2 protein-coding genes are annotated in these 1,859 nt (G+C 51.0%); one reads left to right on the top strand and one right to left on the bottom strand.

Annotated elements, in window-relative coordinates; genetic code table 11:
- Positions 1-87: 87 nt before the first annotated feature.
- Entirely contained in the window at positions 88-1,185 is a 1,098-nt protein-coding gene (locus GOV80_RS22220) for a flavin monoamine oxidase family protein (protein ID WP_237216014.1), read from the bottom strand.
- Between the two features lie 232 nt (positions 1,186-1,417).
- Between GOV80_RS22220 and GOV80_RS22215 the strand changes: the two genes are divergently transcribed.
- A complete protein-coding gene (locus GOV80_RS22215; RefSeq protein ID WP_170787820.1) occupies positions 1,418-1,816 on the top strand; it encodes a nuclear transport factor 2 family protein in 399 nt (132 codons plus the stop codon).
- Positions 1,817-1,859: the final 43 nt, after the last annotated feature.

Genomic DNA, 1,859 nt, shown 5'->3' with positions numbered 1-1,859 from the left:
TTCAAATCAAACGTTCGTTGGTGGATGTTACAGGTCTCTGCCTAAGCATGAGCGAAGAAAAGTTCGCTACTTGCGGGTTCTGAAATACTACTCCGGGCTCGTTTGCGTTCCATCAGGTTCATCGGCGAGCAGTTGTTTTGCGGTCTGTTCTCCGGCTGCCAAAGCCCCCTCAATCAGTCCCGGGCTTATTTTTGAAGTTTCCGATACCGAAAATCGAACGCTTCCACCGAGATGAGCCTGTCTGAGTACCTCCGGACCGACATTGGGGTGGCTCGCAGGTTCGGAAAGATCGAGGTCCGAAACGATTTTCCGGTTCTTTGCCCAGTCTTGTATAAAAAATTCCTCTGGTTTTGCAGCAGCTTGCCCAAGGCACTCGACTAGCTGCCTCAGAATTGCCTTTCGCAGCCTTTCCGGGTCGCTTTGTCGTATCGCAGGCGACCATCCAACAAAGCCAAAGATTGCCGCTGGGGTGCCATCAACGCCCGAATGGTCATGAGCTTCGACAAGAGGGCCAGTTCTACTAACAATGCGCCCGGCCAGACCCCGATTTCGCCAAAATGGTTTGTTGTAAATCACGACTGCTTTGGCGTGGGTGCTCATCCACGTTGGAGCCCGGCGCATTGCGTCAAGTAGCTCCGGCGATGCCCAAGGCATTTCGAGGTTTGCTGCAGCAATTCGTAATGGAACGGATATGACAACGTGGTCTGCTTCGATTTTTTCGCCGGTATCAATATGCACGCTTACCTTTTTGGCAGTTCCTTCTCGAATACCCGCTACATTTGTCGCGGTCCGAATGCACGCTGGGTCCATCGGTTTGCAAAGGGCCTTAATTAGACTTGTCGGCCCGCCAACGATGCGGGTCATGCCGTCCTGTCCGGGTAAAGTCTGTCGAATTGGTTTTGGGCTGTATCCGTGAACAACTGCGCCACCTTGGTTAAACTGCTCAAAAGTTTCTATTCCAAGCGAATTGGCCCATTTTGCAAAGGTGGGCTGATACTTTGGCCATACCCAAGTTGGCCCCAAATCAGCCAAAGTCCGATTGGTTCTCTGGTCGCGCAAAGATCGAATACGTCCTCCGACTTGAGCGTCAGCCTCAATCAACAGGACATCAGCACCCCTCTCCCGAAGTACATGAGCTGCAGTCATACCTGACAACCCAGCACCTATTACAAGAACATCCAACATTCACCTCTTGGGATGTATTTTCCCCTCTGGGACTTACAGATGTGTACATAGGGCAGCACCCAGTGACTTCATACTGTTTGTGGAGACAACGCGGCGGTTTGCTAAGCTTGGCGTGAGCGACTGCTATGCTAGCAAAACAGAATTAATTATTGCGTCGGAGCGTCTAGGATAAAGTCTTGTGCTATACTTTGGAACCAAAGGGTAAGCATTACGTGAACAAGGGGAAACCGAAATGCTTTTTGCAGAGGCACTAGAGAAAGCTTCTTCGTATGCTGCTGTATGGAGTTCCAACGATCCAATGCAGGTGGCCGCTCACTATGCAGAAAACGGGGTCGCAAGGCTAAACTCAGGTAATGCGATTCAAGGCCGAGCGGCGATTGCCTCGGATTACGCTAAACCATTCTTTCGTGATTTTCCTAAATCTTCCGTATTGCAGCATGATTTTCGTATATCCGGGAACCACGCCCTTTTTACGGGTATGCTCGTCGGCCCTGGAAGGCCTGAAGAAGCTCCGATCCGTCTATTGGAATGGGAGGAGTGGACCCTCGATGATAATGGGCTGATCCAGTTGTCGTTGGTTTGGTTCGATCGCGAGGACCACGCGAGACAGGGCGGTAGCGCTTTCTCATAGTGGATGAACAACTTTAAGCCTGCATAGTATCGTCTAGATTGGT

The sequence above is a fragment of the Ruegeria lacuscaerulensis genome, from assembly GCF_013034685.1.
Taxonomy (GTDB): Bacteria; Pseudomonadota; Alphaproteobacteria; order Rhodobacterales; family Rhodobacteraceae; genus Ruegeria; species Ruegeria lacuscaerulensis_B.
The sequence above is the reverse complement of the archived record's forward strand: the minus strand, read 5'-3'. Positions and strand labels throughout refer to the sequence as shown.

Excerpts from the sequence above, each read along its gene's own strand:
- GOV80_RS22220 (WP_237216014.1), bottom strand. The coding sequence starts at position 1,185 with ATGTTGGATGTTCTTGTAATAGGTGCTGGGTTGTCAGGTATGACTGCA.
- GOV80_RS22215 (WP_170787820.1), top strand. The coding sequence starts at position 1,418 with ATGCTTTTTGCAGAGGCACTAGAGAAAGCTTCTTCGTATGCTGCTGTA.